We start from the raw sequence: 14,373 nt of genomic DNA, 5'->3' as shown, positions 1-14,373 counted from the left end.
GTACCACCTCCTGCAGACCCACTTTGAGAAGCCACCAACCATTTCGTCACGGGAAAACTGGTTGGTGGCTTCTCAAAGTTGAGCAGGTGAGGGCGGGCGGGGCGGTTGGGAGCGGTGGGGGCGCGCGGGAGGGGCTGACGTGGATGGGGTGGGGCGGCTAGCGTCGGGGAATGGCTCAGACGGTGCGGGGTGTGGTGGCGGCGCGTAAGGGTGCGGCGGTGTCGATCGAGGAGATCACGGTGCCGGACCCGGGTCCCGGGGAAGCGGTCGTGAAGGTGCAGGCGTGCGGGGTCTGCCACACGGATCTGCACTACCGCGAGGGCGGGATCAATGCTGATTTCCCCTTCCTATTGGGGCATGAGGCCGCGGGGATCGTGGAGGCGGTCGGCGACGGCGTCACCGACGTACGGCCGGGGGACTTCGTCGTACTGAACTGGCGGGCGGTCTGCGGCAACTGCCGCGCCTGCCTGCGCGGTCGGCCCTGGTACTGCTTCAACACGCACAACGCCGAGCAGAAGATGACATTGAAAGACGGCACCGAGCTGAGCCCCGCGCTCGGCATCGGGGCGTTCGCGGAGAAGACCCTGGTCGCGGCCGGGCAGTGTACGAAGGTGGACCCTGCCGCCAAGCCCGAGGTCGCGGGCCTGCTCGGCTGCGGCGTGATGGCCGGTCTCGGCGCCGCGCTCAACACGGGCAACGTCGGCCGCGGAGACACCGTCGCCGTGATCGGCTCGGGCGGCGTCGGTACGGCGGCTGTCGTCGGCGCCCGTCTCGCCGGAGCGGCGAAGGTGATCGCGATCGACCTCGACAAGCGCAAGCTCAGCACTGCGCAGGAACTCGGCGCGACGCACACGATCAACTCGAAGGAGCTCGACCACGACGGGGTCGTCGCCGCGGTGCAGGAGCTGACAGGCGGATTCGGCGCCGATGTCGTGATCGACGCGGTCGGTCGTCCGGAGACGTGGAAGCAGGCGTTCTACGCGCGCGATCTCGCGGGCACTGTGGTCCTGGTCGGCGTACCGACGCCGGACATGCGCCTCGACATGCCGCTCTTGGACTTCTTCGGCCGCGGCGGCTCCCTGAAGTCGAGCTGGTACGGCGACTGCCTCCCGACCCGCGACTTCCCGCTGCTGATCGACCTCCACCTCCAGGGCCGCCTGCCCTTGGATCGTTTCGTGTCCGAGACGATCACGCTGGGCGAGGTCGAGGACGCCTTCGCGAAGATGCATCACGGGGACGTTCTGCGCTCAGTGGTCGTCTTCTAGATCGTGGACGACTTCGAGCCGTACCGGCGGGAACTGCTCGCGCACTGCTACCGCCTACTCGGATCGCTGCACGACGCGGAGGATCTGGTCCAGGAAACGATGCTCCGCGCGTGGCGGGCGATCGACACGTACGACGCCGAGCGCGCGTCGCTGCGCACCTGGCTCTACCGCATCGCGACCAACGCCTGCCTCACCGCGCTCAAAGGACAGGGCCGACGCGCCCTGCCGTCCGGTCTCGTCGGTGCGGAGACCGACCCACTGGCGCCGATCGAGCCGTCGCTCGATATCCCTTGGCTGCAACCGTTCCCGACCGATCCGGCCGCGGCGTCGGCGGACCGGGGGAGTCTGCGACTGGCCTTGGTCGCTGCGATGCAGTACCTCCCGGCCAGACAGCGAGCAGTGCTAGTACTGCGGGACGTGCTCGACTGGCCCGCGGCCGACGTCGCCGCTGCGCTCGACACCACGCCCGCGTCGGTGAACAGTGCGCTGCAACGCGCGCGGGCCCGGCTCGCCGAGGTCGATCTCGAGGAAGAGGACGTCGACGAACCGACGGATCGGGAGGTGCGCGCGATCGTCGAGGACTACGTCCGCGCGTTCGAGGCCGCCGACGTCGAAGGCCTGACCCGGTTGCTGGCCGAGCGCGTCGTACTCGAGATGCCGCCCGCGCCGCTGTGGTTCGTCGGCAAGGACGCGTACGCCGGATTCATCGAGCGGGTGTACGCGATGCGCGGCCCGGCCTGGCGGCTCCGCCTCACGACGGCGAACGACCAGCCCGCCGTCGGCGCATACGCGCGCGCCGACGACGGGCGGTACCACGCCCACAGCCTGCAGGTCTTCACCGTCACCAAGGCCGGCATCACGCACAACGTCACATTCTTCGACCAGACGTTGTTCGCGTCCTTCGGCCTGCCGTCAGACCTTGAATGAGATCCACAGGTCGGGGGTCGCGTCGGGCTTGCCGGCGATCGGGCGCGCCTCCTGGGTCCACACGTCGCCGGAGATCTCGGTCGCGACCCGCTGCCAGAACCTGACCGCCTTCTCGTTGTTGCCCTGGAACGCGACGTCGCACGGGCCGGGGTGATGCGACAGCACTTCCTGGACTGCCCGCAGTCCGTGTCCGCTGCGACGTACCGGACGCACCATGAAGAACGCGTTCAGCACGTGCACCGGCTGCTGCAGCGCTCGCATGAAGCAGAAACCGACCGGGTTCTCGCCCAGCGAGACCAGGTACCCGGCCCACTCCGGATCGCCGGTCAGGACCTTCTCCAGCCACTCGGAGCGGAAGCTGCCGTCGGGGCGCGGGAGCTGGCCCTGGAACTCGGACAGGTCGTGGCGGAACATCAGCCACAACCGCTCCATCACCGGTCGATCGGTTGCCTGGACACGGCGCACCACGAGATCAGACATGGGTCTCCTCAGAACCTGATTCAGAACGCAGAAAAGCCTCCCGCCGGAAGAGTCCGGTACGGAAGGCTTACTGTGGTTAGTTTATCAGCCCTGTACGGCGGTCTGCCCGGCGACCCAGGTCATGTCCGGGTAACGGTTGCCGACCGGTGTCAGCTTCGACAGCGCCTCCACATCGGCGGCGGACAGCGCGACATCGAGCGCCCGGAAGTTCTCCTCCAGGTACTTGCGCCGCTTCGTCCCCGGGATCGGCGCGACATCGTTGCCCTGCGCAAGCACCCAGGCGAGCGCGATCTGTCCGGGCGTCGCGTCGTACCGTGCGGCCACCGCGCGGATCTCCTCGACGAGTGCGAGGTTCGCCTCCAGATTGTCGCCGGAGAAGCGGGGGAGGGTACGGCGGAAGTCGTCGGCGGCAAGCTCCGTGGGCAGGGCGCCGGTGAGCATGCCACGCCCGAGCGGCGAGTACGGCACGATCCCGATGCCGAGCTCGCGGCAGGCCGGCAGCACCGACTCCTCGATGTCCCGGCTGAACAGCGACCACTCGCTCTGCACCGCGGTGATCGGGTGTACGGCGTGCGCCCGCCGGATCGTCTCCGCCGACGCCTCCGACAGCCCGAGGTATCGGACCTTCCCGGCCTCGACCAGCGACGCCATCGCCCCGACCGTCTCCTCGACGGGTACGTCGGGATCCATCCGGTGCTGGTAGTAGAGGTCGACGTGGTCGACGCCCAGCCGCTGAAGCGACGCGTCGATCGCGGACCGGACGTACTCCGGCGACCCGTTCACGCGACGCGCCGCCGAGTTCCGCGGGTCTCCCATGATGCCGAACTTCGTCGCGAGGAACACCTCGTCGCGGCGCTCGGCGATGGTGGCGCCGACGAGTTCCTCGTTGGCGCCGAACCCGTACATGTCGGCGGTGTCGAGGAACGTGATGCCGAGGTCGAGCGCCCGGTGCAGCGTCGCGGTCGACTCGTTGTCGTCGGCCGCGCCGTACGCGAAGCTCATCCCCATACAGCCGAGTCCGAGCCGGCTGACCTCGGCGCCTTGGCTACCCAGTTTCATGGTTTCTCCCATCAGAAGGCATGGCTGCGCCGGCCGAGCGCGCGGAAACGGTCGGCTCAGCTGGTGGTTGGTTACGGTGCGGCGGTGCCGCCGTACGCGGTGATCTTGTAGTCGGTCACCGCGAGGGCGAGCTGCAGATCGCGCAGCTGCCGCTGGATCCGGTCCCGGTGCTCCTGCATCAGGACGAGCCGCTGGGGTGCGGTGTGGTCGCCCTCGAGCACCAGCTCCAGGTAGTGGCTGATCGTGCCGATCGGCATGCCGGAGGCACGGAGCCTGCTGATGAACACGATCCGCGCCATCGCCCGCTCGTCGTAGCTGCGGTACCCGGCGGAGTCCCGGCGTACGTCGAGCAGGCCGATGCGCTCGTAGTACCGCAGGGTGTGCGCGGTGAGGCCGGTGAGCTCGGAGGCCTCGGCGATCGACAGCTGCTCGGGCAGATCCTCCGGCAGCTCGAGCAGGCCCATCAGGTCCCGATCGATCGGCGGGGTGAGCAGTTCGGTCGCGTTCATGTCGACGACCGTATGCCTTAGAGCGCACTCAAAGGCAAAGGTGACCTACGTCACGCCTTCTGGCACTCTGCGCAGGTGCCGAAGATCTCCAGTGTGTGGCTGATGTCGGCGTACCCGTGCTCGGCCGCGACCTTGTCGGCCCAGCGCTCCACGGCCGGTCCCTCGACCTCGACGGTCCGGCCGCAGCTGCGGCAGACCAGGTGGTGGTGGTGACCCTTCGAGCAGCGCCGGTACGCCGTTTCGCCGTCGGCTGTGCGCAGTACGTCGACCTCGCGGGAGTCCGCGAGCGCCTGCAGGGTGCGGTAGACAGTGGTCAGACCGACGGCCTCACCGGCGGACCGGAGCTCCTGGTGGATCTCCTGGGCGGTCCGGAAGTCGTCGATCTTGTCGAGCGCGAACGCGACCGCCGCGCGTTGACGGGTCGAGCGTGTTCCGATAGCCACCGTTCCTCCTGTCATCTCTCTACCGCCTTCAAGTCTCTCAGAACTCATCAACTCAGTGTTCGTCCCAGTGGTCACCGTGCGCCGCATGCAGGTGGCTGTCGTGCACGTAGTCGACGTGGTCGCCGTGCTCGACCTTCTTGTGGCCGCACTCCGGGTTGTGCGCGTGCGGGTGCCCGGCACTCACCACATGTGGTTCCGGTGCCGGTACGCCGACCTCCGGCTCCTCATCTGCCAGCGGACGCGCCCGACCGGCCCGCCGCCGCAGCAGCGTCCCGACCGTCGCCGCCACCACGAACCCGGCCAGTGCCAGTACGACGATGGTCGCACCCGGCGCCACATTCGCGTTGTACGACGTGACGATGCCGGCCAGACACGCCAGTACGCCGATGATGCATGCGGTGACGAACGTACTGCGGAACGACCGAGTCACCTGCTGCGCTGTCGCCACCGGGACGACCATGAGCGCACTGACCAGCAGCAGCCCCACCGTGCGCATCGCCACCGTCACAGTGACCGCAGCCATCACAGCGATCACCAGGTTGAGCAGCTGGACCCGGAGTCCCGTCGTACGGGCGAACTCCTCGTCCTGGCACACCGCGAACAGCTGCGGGCCCAGACCGATGGCTACGACCAGTACGGCGACGGCTAGGCCGACTACGACGTACAGGTCGCTCTGGGAGACCGTGGTGAGTGAACCGAACAGGTAGGTGTTCAGTGTGGCTGCACCCTGACCTGCGAGTCCGATGAGCAGCACGCCACCTGCGATACCGCCGTAGAACAGGAGGGCCAGTGCGACGTCGCCAGTGGCCTTGCCGCGGGCGCGGACCAGTTCGATGGCTGTGGCTCCCGCTATCGAGACGATGATGGCGGTCAGCACAGGTGCGCTGCCGGTGAGCAGACCGAGCGCCACACCGGTGATCGCGATGTGGCCGATGCCGTCACCCATCAGCGACAGCCGCCGCTGCACCAGGTACGTCCCGATAGCAGGTGCCGACAGCCCCGTGAGCAGCCCGGCAATCAGGGCCCGCTGCATGAACTCGAGCTGGAACATGGTCATGACGTCATCAGCCCGGGTTCGTCGTCGGTGGTGTGCGAGTGGTGGACGTGGGCGTGGGTTTGGGAGGCGTGCGGCGGGCCGTCGTACACGACGCGGCCGCGACGCATCACGACCGTGCGGTCGATCAGGGCGTCCATCGGGCCGAGGTCGTGGCTCACCATCACCACGGTCGTGCCACGCGCGACCCGCTCCCGGATCGCGTCGGCGAAGATCTGCTGGCTGGCCAGGTCCACACCGGCCGTCGGCTCGTCGAGGATCAGCAGCTCCGGGTCGGACACCAGGGCCCGCGCGATCAGCACCCGCTGCTGCTGCCCGCCGGACAGCTCGGCCACCGCGTCCTTACGCCGGTCGGCCATGTCGACAACCTCCAGCGCCTCCTCGATCGCCTGCTTGCCGGCGGCACCGAGCGGCGCGAACAGCCGCCGCTTCGAGAGCAGACCGGACGACACCACCTCGTACACCGTCGCCGGTACGCCGCCGGCCGCGGTGATGCGCTGCGGCACGTACCCGACCCGCCGCCACTCTCGGAACCGGGGGACCGGCGTCCCGAACAACCGGACCTCGCCACGGGCCGCCGGGAGCAGCCCGACGATGGTCTTGATCAGCGTGGACTTGCCGGAGCCGTTGGTGCCGAGCACGGCGACCACCTCGCCCTGACGAATCCGCAGGTCGATGCCCCGAAGCACCAGCCGGCCGCCCAGGTCGACGGAGAGATCGTCGACCTGAACGGCCCTGGCGGTGTCGTTCTCGGATGTCACTGGCAGCCGTTCGCCTTCTGCAGTTCTTGCAGGTTCTCCTGCATCAAGGTCAGGTACGTTTCCTTGGAGTTCGCGTCCGACAGGCCCTCGATCGGGCTCAGTACAGCGGTCTGGACGCCGACGTCCTTCGCGATCGTCTCGGCCACCTTCGGACTGACCAGCTCCTCGTAGAAGATGGTCGTCACGTGCTGGGCCTTCACGATGTCCTGGACCTCCTTGATCCGGGCCGGGGTCGGCTCCGCGTCCGGCGTGAACCCGGCGATCCCGACCATCGTCAGACCGTACCGCTTGGCGAGGTACGCGAACGCCTCGTGGCTGGTCACGAACGTCTTCAGCTTGCAGCTCGCCAGCCCGGTCTTGTACGCCGTGTCAAGCTTGCCGACCTGGTCGAGCAGGGCCTTCGCGCGCTCGTGGTACCCGGCGGCGTTGGCGCTGTCGAGGCTCGCGAGCTTGTCCTCGACCGCCTTGACGACCGCGGCGTACCGCACCGGGTCGAGCCAGAAGTGCGGGTCGAGGGCATTGTCCTTGTGGGCGGCCGGGTCCGCGCCGTGCTGCTCGAAGTTGGCGCCGGTGTCCTCGAGTTGCGCGGCCGGGGCGACGTCGAAGCCGGCGTCCTTGGCGTTCTGCTGGACGGCCTCGTCGACGGCGGGCTGCAGGTCCTTCTCGAAGACGACGAGTTTCGCGCCCGCGATCTCGCCGACCTGCTTGGGGGTCAGCTCGAGGTCGTGGGGCTCGACACCGGGCGCTGTCAGCGTGGTGACGTTCACCGCGTCGCCCCCCACTGTGCGGGCGATGAACTCGAGCGGGTAAAACGAAGCGACGACGTCGAGCTTGCCGCCGCCGGAGCCGTTACCGGTGCCGTTGGCGGAGCCGCCGCACCCGGCCAGGGTGAGGGCGGCGAGGGCGGTGGCGCCGGCGAGGACAGCTCGAAGACCAGATCTCATGACAATCATTTTCATTTAACTGGAACTGATTGTCAAAACAGGGAGTTCACGATGGCCAGCCGCAACGTCGGGCGACGACGTGCCGACCCCAAGGCGAACCGCCGCCGGGGACTCGATATTCCGCACGGGCACGGACACGGGCACGGTCATGTCGACCACGTGGTCGACACGTCGGTGGTGAACTCCGACGCGATCGTCGCCCGCCGCGTCCGGATCGTGGTCGCCGCGGTCCTGATCCCGCTGATCACCGCGGCTGTGGTGCTGATGATCGTCATGTGGCCGGGTGGCGGGGTGAAGGTCACGTCGTACCAGACCAACACCGCCCGCGGTGAGATCACCGCGCTCAAGGCGTGCCCGGATCCGAAGGACAAGTGCGACCTGGCGACGGTCAAGCTGACCACCGGAGCGGACAAGGACAAGCCGGCGCCGGTTCAGGTCCCGACGCAAGGTCAGGTCCCGATCCCGCCCAAGATCGGACAGTCGGTCATGCTCGCCGTGGTGGCCGACGCGAAGACGATCGCCGACCGGTACCAGTACGTCGACCACGACCGGACGAAACCGTTGCTGCTGCTGACGGTGATCTTCGCGATCGCGGTCGTGGCCCTGTCCCGGTGGCGTGGTTTCGCGGCGCTGATCGCGCTGGCGGTGACCGCGGTGATGCTGACGCAGTTCATCATGCCGGCGATCCTCAAGGGCTCGAACGCGCTGGTGGTCGCGGTCGTCGGCGGCACGGTGATCATGGCGATAGCGCTGTTCCTCACGCATGGGATCAACGCGGAGAGTTCGATAGCGCTGTCCGGCACGATCGCTGCGCTGGGGCTGACCGTGGTTCTGGGCTGGTTCTTCACCAAGCTCTGCCAGTTGAGCGGGTGGGCGTCCGAGGGAGCGTCGGCCGCCCAGCAGTTCGCGCCCGATCTCGACCTGACCGGGCTGTTGGTGGCCGGGATGGTGATCGGTGCGTTAGGAGTGCTCGACGACGTCACCGTCACGCAGGCGGCGGCGGTCTGGGAGCTGTCCGCCGCGAACCCGGCCGCGAACCGGCGTGAGCTGGTCGGCGCCGGCCTGCGGATCGGCCGCACCCACGTGGCCTCAGTGGTCAACACCCTCGTCCTGGCGTATGCCGGTGCCGCGATGCCGATCCTGCTCGTCTTCGCGATCCAGGGCCTGCCCGGCCGGTACGTCGTCTCGACCGAACTGGTCGCGATGGAAGTGGTGCGCGGCCTGGTCGGCAGCCTCGGCATCATCATGGCCGTCCCGCTCACCACGGCGCTCGCCGCGATGGCAGTCGCCGACCGCTCCCGCGAGCTCGTCGCCGAACCGGAACACCTCTAACCGAAAATCACCCCTTCCGCCCGGCCTTGCGGGCTTCTACAGTGCTACTAGGTCACGGAGAGTCCGCCCTCGACTACCTTCGGCGACCGCACGGGGTGAGGAGCGCTGATGAGGTTCTGTCATCGGGACGGTTCGACCGTTCATCTGGGGTACTGCGCGACGGTGCATCCGGCCGCGGAGCTCGACGAACTGGTCGCGGGCCTCGACACCTGTGCGGGTGCGGTGCGCTCGGCGCTCGACGTACCCGTTCTCGGGGTCGGCCTGTGGTTCCCGTATCGGCTCGCTGATCGCCTGGCGAACTCGCCGGCCGCGCTCAGCAAGCTCCGCCGGGCGCTGCAGCGCAACCGGCTCGAGGTCGTCACGCTGAACGGCACGCCGCATGCGCAGTTCACCGACAAGGTCGTCGGCACCAAGCTGTACTGCCCCGACTGGACCGACCCCGAGCGACTCCGCTACACGCTCGACCTGATCGATGTACTGGCCGAGTTGCTCCCCGATGACGCGGCGTACGGATCGATCTCGACCGTGCCGCTCGGCTGGCGGGTGCCGTGGTCGAAGGCACGGAACCGGGCCGCGCGCGAGGCGATCGACCGGGTCGAGCAGCACCTGGCGCGGACCGAGGCCAGGACCGGCCGGAAGATCCGGATCGCCATCGAGACCGAGCCGGGCTGCGTACTCGAGATGATCGGCCAGGCCGCCGCGTGGCTGGACCGCTACTCCAGCCCGTACGGCGGTATGTCGCGTATCGGACTGGGACTCGACACGTGTCATCTGGCAGTGCAGTTCGAGGACCCGGCCGAGTCGTTCGAGCTGCTGTGGCGAGCGGGCGTGGACGTGGTCAAGGCGCAGCTGTCCCTGGCGCCGACGCTCGTGGACCCAGGGGACGCGTCGGGTCGCTACGTGCTCAGCCAGCTCGGGACACCGAAGTACCTGCGTCAGGTGCGTGAGTGGGGCGGACCTGGGGTGGATGACGTGGCGCAGGCGTACGAACTGTCCGGCCACGCCGCCTGGCGGATGCACGCGCACCTGGCGGCGCACGCTGCGCCACCAGATCCGTTGAGCGCGACAACCGGCGTACTGGATGACTGTCTGACCAGACTGGTCGGTGGTGGGCATCCGCTCACGCACCACCTGGAGTCAGAGGTGTATGTGTGGCCGCATGCGCCCAGAACCCAGCAGGCGTTGGCTAAACGGCTTACCAAGGAGCTGGCGTGGCTACGTGACCGGCTGACCGCTCTGGGGTTGGACGAGCTCTGAGGCGTACGACAGCCTCGGCCCCCTGACTAACCGGTGGCGATCCGGGAGACCGCGAACAGCAGGATGACGAGGATCGAGAAGATCCGCAGGAAGCGCGGTCCCGTCGTCGTCACCGCCGGCCACGACAGAAACGCCAGCCACCCCAGCAGCAACGCCAGCAACACCAGCGCCGGCACCCCCACCGGCACCGGAGCGAACACCCCCACCAACGCCAGCGCCAGAGTGATCCCCGGCAGAGTCAACTTCGGCGCAGCGTGCAGCTTCGCGACGTACGGGTAACTCACCTTGGTGATCCGCTGCCGCAACGGGCTGCTTGGGGTGCTCATGCCGCCATTGTTCCAGGTTCTATGGTTGAGCCCGTGTTCGTCGTGATCAGGTTTCGGGTGGGGGAGAGCGCGCAGGCCGGGTTCGCGGAGCGGATGCGGGCTGCGGTCGAGGTGCTGGGACAGCAGAAGGGGTTCGTGGCGGCGCGGGTGGGGCGGAACGTGGACGACCCGGAGTTGCTGGCGCTGACGCTGGAGTTCGAGAACATCGGCAGTTACCGGCGGGCGCTGTCGCCGTACGACGTGAAGCTGGCCGCGGTGCCGTTGTTGTCGGAGGCGATCGACGAGCCGACGGCGTACGAGGATTGGCCTGGGGGATTTGCTGAGCCAGCACGGATTCGATGACGGCCACCCCGGACCGATAGCCTGGTCTCTTCCGTAGATTCGCCAGCATCCGTTCTGTGCCCGTTCTGGAGTCGAAAAGTGCCCGTGGAAACCGTCGATGCCGTCGTCAGCCTCAGCAAGCGGAGGGGCTTCGTGTACCCGTGCGGCGAGATCTACGGCGGGACCAAGTCGGCCTGGGACTACGGACCGCTCGGCGTCGAGCTGAAGAACAACGTCCGCACCCAGTGGTGGCGGACGATGGTGACCGGCCGCGACGACATCGTCGGCCTGGACTCCTCGGTGATCCTGCCGACCAAGGTCTGGGAGGCCTCCGGCCACCTGTCCGAGTTCGTCGACCCGCTGACCGAGTGCCAGTCCTGCCACAAGCGGTTCCGTGACGACCACCTCCGCGAGGACTTCGCCCGCCGGAAGAACAAGGACGTCGACGACGTCAAGCTCGCCGAGATCGCCTGCCCGAACTGCGGTAACAAGGGCACCTTCACCGAGCCGCGGATGTTCAACGGTCTGCTGAAGACCTACCTCGGACCGGTCGAGTCCGAGGAGGGCCTGCACTACCTCCGCCCGGAGACCGCGCAGGGCATCTTCATCAACTTCGCGAACGTGATGGGCACCGCCCGGAAGAAGCCGCCGTTCGGTATCGCCCAGGTCGGCAAGAGCTTCCGCAACGAGATCACCCCGGGCAACTTCATCTTCCGGACCCGCGAGTTCGAGCAGATGGAGATGGAGTTCTTCGTCGAGCCGGGCTCCGACGAGGACTGGCACGAGTACTGGCTGAAGGCGCGCTGGGACTGGTACACCGGCCTCGGTCTGAACCCGGACAACATGCGGTTCTACGAGCACCCGAAGGAGAAGCTGAGCCACTACTCCAAGCGCACCGTCGACATCGAGTACCGGTTCAACTTCGGCGGCAAGGAGTTCGACGAGCTCGAGGGCATCGCGAACCGCACCGACTTCGACCTGACCACGCACTCCAAGCACTCCGGCGCCGACCTGTCGTACTTCGACCAGGAGAAGGGCGAGCGCTGGACGCCGTACGTGATCGAACCGGCGGCCGGCCTGACCCGCAACGTGCTCGCGTTCCTGCTCGACGCGTACACCGAGGACGAGGCGCCGAACGCGAAGGGCGGTGTCGACAAGCGGACGGTACTGCGTTTCGACCCGCGGCTCGCCCCGGTCAAGGCGGCCGTGCTGCCCCTGTCCCGCAACGCCGACCTGTCGCCGAAGGCCCGCGACCTGGCCGGCGAGCTGCGGAAGAACTGGAACGTCGACTTCGACGACGCCGGTGCGATCGGCCGCCGGTACCGCCGCCAGGACGAGATCGGTACGCCGTACTGCATCACCGTCGACTTCGACACCCTCGAGGACCACGCCGTCACGATTCGCGAGCGGGACTCGATGAAGCAGGAACGGGTCGCCCTCACCGAGGTCACCGGCTACCTCGCCCAGCACCTGGTGGGTTGCTGAGGATGAGGGCCCGGTTGGCTGTCTTCGGACTGTCCGCGCTCGCGGTGTTCGTGCTGTCGTCCTGCTCGGACAGCAAGTCGGAGGCCGGTACGTCGCCCTCGACGTCTGCCTCCACGCCGTCGTCCGGTACGTCGAGCGCGCCGATCCCGACCGCGTCGACGCCGACGCTGACCGCGCTGCCGACGCCGTCGAAGCCCTGGCCGACGCCGACGGTCACCGGTGCGCCGGAGAACGACGCGCCGCTCGCCGACCGGATCACGTTCGCGATCTCGAAGCAGGCGCAGATCGCGGCCGGCAAGGCGGCCACCACGACCGTGAAATGCCCGGGGATCGACAAGGTCGAGACCGCCGGCAAGCACGAGCTGACCTGCACGGTGACGTACGCCGGCAAGCCGTACACCGGCACGCTGACGGTCGACGCCAAGCAGTACTCGGCGTCGTACAAGTTCACCTCGGAGTCGGTCGCGATCGTTCGCGCGAAGGTGGTCGACGCCGTACTGCGGACCGTCACCGACGCCGCGAAGGTGACCTGCACGATGGATGATGTTGCCGTGGTCAAGCATTCCGACGCGGGGATCGCGTGCGACGTGACGACGACCGCGAACGCCGTACAGCCTTACAAAGCACAGGTTTCCGGTAACGGACAGGTGCTGGTGGCGAAGGCCTGACATGCTGCGACTCGGGGCTTTGACGATTGACACGCCGGTGGTGCTGGCGCCGATGGCGGGTATCACCAACGCGGCGTACCGGCGGCTGTGTGCTGAGCAGGGCGCCGGCCTGTATGTGTGCGAGATGATCACGTCGCGCGGCATCGTCGAGCGTGACCAGAAGTCGCTCGACATGCTGACGTTCGACGCGCGGGAGACGGTTCGGTCGGTGCAGTTGTACGGCGTGGACCCGACGTACATCGGTCGCGCGGTGCAGATCCTGTGCGACGAGTACGGCGTCGCGCACATCGACCTGAACTTCGGGTGCCCGGTGCCGAAGGTGACGCGCAAGGGCGGTGGCGCCGCGCTGCCGTGGAAGCGCAACCTGCTCGGCGCGATCCTGCGCTCCGCGGTGCAGGCCGCGACACCGTACGGCGTACCGGTGACGATGAAGACCCGGATCGGGATCGACGCCGCGCATCAGACGTATCTCGACGCCGGGCGGATCGCTTCAGACTCTGGCGCTGCGGCGATCGGGTTGCACGGGCGGACGGCATCTCAGGCGTACTCCGGTCAGGCCGATTGGACCGCCATCGCCGCGCTGGTGGAGCACGTTTCGATCCCGGTGCTCGGGAACGGCGACATCTGGGAAGCCGGCGACGCTCTGCGGATGGTCGCCGAGACCGGGTGTGCCGGCGTGATCGTCGGGCGCGGATGCCTCGGTCGGCCGTGGCTGTTCCGCGACCTCGCGGCCGCGTTCGCCGGTGGCGAGGCGTTGAATCTGCCGACGCTCGGCGAGGTCGCCGACGTGATGCGGCGGCACGGTGAACTGCTCGCGGAGCTGATGGGGGAGCAGCGCGGCCTGCGCGACTTCCGCAAACACGTCCCGTGGTACCTCAAGGGTTTCCCCGCCGGCGGCGAACTCCGCGCCGCCCTCGGCATGGTCGACTCACTCGCGCACCTGGACGAGCTGTTGGCGCAGCTCGACCGCACCGTCCCCTTCCCGGTAGCCGAACTCGGCGCCCCTCGAGGCCGCCAAGGCAGCCCCCGAGACCACGTCATCCTCCCCCAAGGCTGGCTGGACGACACCGACGGCCTAACCGCCGACCTAACCGCCGCCGAAATCGGAGTCTCCGGCGGCTAACCCCACCGCCCACCAACCTCCCGAGTCACCCGCTCCCACCCACCGAGCCACCGCACCCCACCAAACGCACCGCGCCACCGCACGCACCGCGCCGCACGCACCGCACCACACGCACCGCGCCACCGCACGCACCGCACGCACCGCACCGCACCGCACCGCACGCACCGCGCCACCGCCCGCACCGCACCGCCCGCACCGCCCGCACCGCACCGCACCGCACCAAGGCACCGCACCACAGCTCCCGGCATCCATTGCCCGGGCCGGCCGACCGGCTGGCGCCGACCGGGCGGGTGAGCCTCGCATACGAGGGGATATCCGTCGGCGTTGTGGCTTCTCCGTTGGTGTTAGAGGGGAGAACCCACAACGCCAGGGGATATCCGTTCTTGTGCTGGATGGGTGGCGGAACGGCTGCTTGTGGC

Annotated in this window: 16 protein-coding genes; 8 read left to right on the top strand and 8 right to left on the bottom strand. The window is 68.3% G+C overall.

The features are described 5' to 3' along the window. The first annotated feature begins 170 nt into the window (after window positions 1-170). Together ACWF0M_RS03585 and ACWF0M_RS03580 are read left to right on the top strand one after the other, a co-directional pair. Window positions 171-1,265 (top strand): S-(hydroxymethyl)mycothiol dehydrogenase, encoded by a 1,095-nt coding sequence (locus ACWF0M_RS03585; protein ID WP_452234030.1) that lies wholly within the window; start codon window positions 171-173, stop codon window positions 1,263-1,265. A 3-nt stretch (window positions 1,266-1,268) separates the two neighbouring features. Beyond that, window positions 1,269-2,192, top strand: coding sequence for a sigma-70 family RNA polymerase sigma factor (locus ACWF0M_RS03580; RefSeq protein ID WP_452234029.1), 924 nt, complete (start codon window positions 1,269-1,271; stop codon window positions 2,190-2,192). On the opposite strand, the gene ACWF0M_RS03575 is transcribed toward ACWF0M_RS03580, so the two are convergent. From ACWF0M_RS03575 to ACWF0M_RS03545, 7 genes are all read right to left on the bottom strand, one after another. Beyond that, on the bottom strand, window positions 2,178-2,672 hold the full coding sequence (locus tag ACWF0M_RS03575; protein ID WP_452234028.1) for a GNAT family N-acetyltransferase: 495 nt from the start codon (window positions 2,670-2,672) through the stop codon (window positions 2,178-2,180). The genes ACWF0M_RS03580 and ACWF0M_RS03575 overlap by 15 nt on opposite strands. Window positions 2,673-2,756: 84 nt before the next feature. Further along, the gene (locus tag ACWF0M_RS03570) at window positions 2,757-3,731 is read right to left on the bottom strand and encodes an aldo/keto reductase (protein ID WP_452234027.1); all 975 of its coding nucleotides are present in this window, start codon (window positions 3,729-3,731) and stop codon (window positions 2,757-2,759) included. 71 nt (window positions 3,732-3,802) lie between these two features. Next, a complete protein-coding gene (locus tag ACWF0M_RS03565; protein WP_452234026.1) occupies window positions 3,803-4,240 on the bottom strand; it encodes a MerR family transcriptional regulator in 438 nt (145 codons plus the stop codon). A gap of 50 nt (window positions 4,241-4,290) precedes the next feature. Next, window positions 4,291-4,683, bottom strand: a complete 393-nt coding sequence (locus ACWF0M_RS03560; protein WP_452234025.1) for a Fur family transcriptional regulator — start codon at window positions 4,681-4,683, stop codon at window positions 4,291-4,293. A gap of 52 nt (window positions 4,684-4,735) precedes the next feature. Next, on the bottom strand, window positions 4,736-5,740 hold the full coding sequence (locus tag ACWF0M_RS03555) for a metal ABC transporter permease (protein WP_452234024.1): 1,005 nt from the start codon (window positions 5,738-5,740) through the stop codon (window positions 4,736-4,738). Beyond that, window positions 5,737-6,498, bottom strand: a complete 762-nt coding sequence (locus ACWF0M_RS03550) for a metal ABC transporter ATP-binding protein (protein ID WP_452234023.1) — start codon at window positions 6,496-6,498, stop codon at window positions 5,737-5,739. The genes ACWF0M_RS03555 and ACWF0M_RS03550 overlap by 4 nt, the downstream gene beginning before the upstream one ends. Further along, window positions 6,495-7,442 carry a metal ABC transporter substrate-binding protein gene (locus tag ACWF0M_RS03545; RefSeq protein ID WP_452234022.1) on the bottom strand — a complete coding sequence of 316 codons (948 nt, stop codon included), beginning with the start codon at window positions 7,440-7,442 and terminating at the stop codon, window positions 6,495-6,497. The genes ACWF0M_RS03550 and ACWF0M_RS03545 overlap by 4 nt, the downstream gene beginning before the upstream one ends. A 51-nt stretch (window positions 7,443-7,493) precedes the next feature. On the opposite strand from ACWF0M_RS03545, the gene ACWF0M_RS03540 reads away from it, so the two are divergent. Next, window positions 7,494-8,774 (top strand): YibE/F family protein, encoded by a 1,281-nt coding sequence (locus tag ACWF0M_RS03540; RefSeq protein ID WP_452234021.1) that lies wholly within the window; start codon window positions 7,494-7,496, stop codon window positions 8,772-8,774. Between the two features lie 108 nt (window positions 8,775-8,882). Next, a complete protein-coding gene (gene eboE, locus ACWF0M_RS03535) occupies window positions 8,883-10,031 on the top strand; it encodes a metabolite traffic protein EboE (RefSeq protein ID WP_452234020.1) in 1,149 nt (382 codons plus the stop codon). Between the two features lie 26 nt (window positions 10,032-10,057). Here eboE and ACWF0M_RS03530 read toward each other — a convergent pair whose 3' ends face one another. Continuing rightward, window positions 10,058-10,432, bottom strand: coding sequence for a DUF6703 family protein (locus ACWF0M_RS03530; protein WP_452234474.1), 375 nt, complete (start codon window positions 10,430-10,432; stop codon window positions 10,058-10,060). On the opposite strand from ACWF0M_RS03530, the gene ACWF0M_RS03525 reads away from it, so the two are divergent. The 4 genes from ACWF0M_RS03525 (at window position 10,391) to dusB (ending at window position 13,954) form a co-directional block, all read left to right on the top strand. After that, on the top strand, window positions 10,391-10,699 hold the full coding sequence (locus tag ACWF0M_RS03525) for an antibiotic biosynthesis monooxygenase family protein (protein WP_452234019.1): 309 nt from the start codon (window positions 10,391-10,393) through the stop codon (window positions 10,697-10,699). The two genes, ACWF0M_RS03530 and ACWF0M_RS03525, sit on opposite strands and share 42 nt — an antisense overlap. A gap of 78 nt (window positions 10,700-10,777) precedes the next feature. Next, window positions 10,778-12,163, top strand: coding sequence for a glycine--tRNA ligase (locus ACWF0M_RS03520; RefSeq protein WP_452234018.1), 1,386 nt, complete (start codon window positions 10,778-10,780; stop codon window positions 12,161-12,163). A 2-nt stretch (window positions 12,164-12,165) separates the two neighbouring features. Further along, window positions 12,166-12,831, top strand: coding sequence for a hypothetical protein (locus ACWF0M_RS03515; protein ID WP_452234017.1), 666 nt, complete (start codon window positions 12,166-12,168; stop codon window positions 12,829-12,831). A gap of 1 nt (window position 12,832) precedes the next feature. After that, a complete protein-coding gene (gene dusB, locus ACWF0M_RS03510; RefSeq protein ID WP_452234016.1) occupies window positions 12,833-13,954 on the top strand; it encodes a tRNA dihydrouridine synthase DusB in 1,122 nt (373 codons plus the stop codon). Window positions 13,955-14,373 lie beyond the last annotated feature (419 nt).

The sequence above is a fragment of the Kribbella sp. NPDC055110 genome (assembly GCF_053607525.1).
The sequence above is the reverse complement of the archived record's forward strand: the minus strand, read 5'-3'. Positions and strand labels throughout refer to the sequence as shown.